The 2,411-nt window shown below is 28.7% G+C and carries 2 protein-coding genes; both read left to right on the top strand.

The window, feature by feature from the left end; genetic code table 11:
* On the top strand, positions 1 to 994 hold a 994-nt coding region (locus ACFCYJ_RS27350), incomplete at its 5' end, for a hypothetical protein (RefSeq protein ID WP_376079098.1).
* A gap of 281 nt (positions 995 to 1,275) precedes the next feature.
* A partial coding sequence (locus ACFCYJ_RS27355; RefSeq protein ID WP_376079100.1) for a hypothetical protein occupies positions 1,276 to 2,411 on the top strand: 1,136 nt, incomplete at its 3' end.

Raw genomic sequence — 2,411 nt, forward strand, 5'->3', positions numbered from 1 at the left:
ATTATCTCCTGCTGATAGAGGAGAAATTTTCTCAATACCAAAACTCACATATAAGCATAAAAATTTAGTGGAACTTAAAGAGGAGGAAGTTTTCACAATTTTTGATTATGATTATATTGATAGAAATTGGGACATCAAAAATTATTTGTATGAAATCCCCAAGTTTATTTTTAATTTTTCGAAGGATGATAAAAATACGGGTCTTCTTGATATTAATAAAGAAGGTACTACCACCGCAGAATCCATAGAAATTGATTCTTCGAATGAAATGCTTTTTGTTGAATCGGCTGAAAATTGGACCGAAGAAGAATTAATTTTGTGGCTAGATCTGAATATTAGAAGTAAAGACATTAAAAGAACAGATTCAATTGTATTCATACAACGAGTAGTTAAACACTTATTAGAGGTAAACGAATTAAAGTTACTACAATTAGTAAAAAGTAAATATAAGCTTAAGGAAAATATAGTAAAGTTAATCTCTAATTGTAGAGAGTTAGCTAAAAAAGAAGCTTATCAATTATTTTTAGATGAAGAAGAATTTAGGGTGGATGATCAGATTACATTTACGTATGATATAACTGATTATCCATATAATCAGTTATATAAACCTGGATACATTTTCAGAAAACACTATTATAAAGAAATAGGCGATTTGAATTCTAAAGGAGAAGAATTTGATTGCGCTATTTATCTTGACAGACTTGAAGAAATAGAGTATTGGGTTCGTAACATTCCTATAAGAAGAAAATCTTCTTTCTGGCTACAAACCAGTACGGATAAATTTTATCCTGATTTTGTATGTAAATTGAAAGATGGAAGAATTTTAGTGGTAGAGTATAAGGGGTTAGATCGTTGGTCAGACGATGATTCGAAAGAAAAACGTCAATTAGGTAATATTTGGGCGAAAAATTCGGATGGTAAGGTATTGTTTGTTATGCCGAAAGGTGATAATTTAGATCAAATTAATGAAGTGATAGTGAATGGGATGCAGTAAATTGTAGATCTTAAACTTTTTATAACTTCACCTGAAGTCCAGGCGAATAAGAAGAAAGAGTCCCCCGTATGTCCTCCGAAAGGCATCTATTGGGACTCTTTCTTTTTGTTTTAATGTTTTTATACAGTAAGTAAGTTGAACCGCTCATAACACCGATTATGAGCGGTTTTATATATAACCAAGTTTCATTAATAGTGAATATGTATTAGTTAATATAATATACATATTCACTGTAATTTAGTATAATATGGAATAAAAATAGAATTTAAGAGGTGTATAGTATGCAAGCTACATACATGATTGACCCTAAAGTACATAGATCATTATATCAAAACGCCATAAAAAGATTTTTAGAAACTACGATTTCTGATTATCATGAATATCAACAAAATGCTAAGATAGGGATTGCGGCTGATTACTATTATAGTAAGTTATTAGATAAAGCAATTGATGATAATAAAATTCCCTTAGTTCAAGTTAATGACTTTTTAATAAATGAGTTAAATTATGGATTACAACGGAACTTATTTATATATTTGCTTCAAGATACAACACATTTAGAAGATAAAACAAAACTAATCACTTATATAAATGAATTAGCTAAATTTTATGAAAATGCAAATTTAGTAAAATCTTTTCCTTTCGAAAAAGATATTACTTTTGGAACGGAAAGAGGAAAAACTAAATTAGTTTTTGCAGATATAACAGAGGAAAACAATCGAGTAAAGAGTTTACGTATGGTATTTTCAAAAGGAACTTTTCTAGATAGAGAAGAATTAAACTACTATATTGCCATCGAGATTAACATTGAGACGAAAATTTTAGTGATAAAACTAAGAGGCAAAAACGAACAGGAAAAAACAAGTGCTATTAATCTAAATGTAACTCAAATGAACTTTAAAACAAACATACTACAAAAGTTTAAATTAGAAAGTATAAATACCCCAAGTAAAATTCAAAAATTGGTGTATCAGATGACTGCGGACTTAACAAATCGTGTTCTGTCACCCGCAATTGTATCAGTAAATGCGATATTAGAAAAAGAGGTAGATACTAAAATTAAAGAATGGAATAAAATAGTATTAGATCAGAAAATTGAACTTACAAAAGCGGATTATGAATCGATAAAAGGCTCTATATTAAATAACTATTATAGATTGTATATGCAAAATGTAATCGGAAAGATCTCTAACAAAGAATTATTAGAGAAATATAAAGTTGATGGTTATGTTAGAGCTGTAAAATTTGTAGATGATACAATTGGAGAAGGAAAAGCTAAGTCTTCAACAACTAAAGAATCGTTACTCGATACGAGTGTTTATTATGATGTAAAAACGAGGTTAGATCAATCAAAAACAATAAAATATACAACTATTTATTGGATTAATGTTCCTGATCAGAAAGATAGTATAGGCAC

This window comes from Lysinibacillus sp. NPDC056232, from assembly GCF_042267565.1.
In the GTDB taxonomy this organism is placed as follows: Bacteria; Bacillota; Bacilli; order Bacillales_A; family Planococcaceae; genus Lysinibacillus.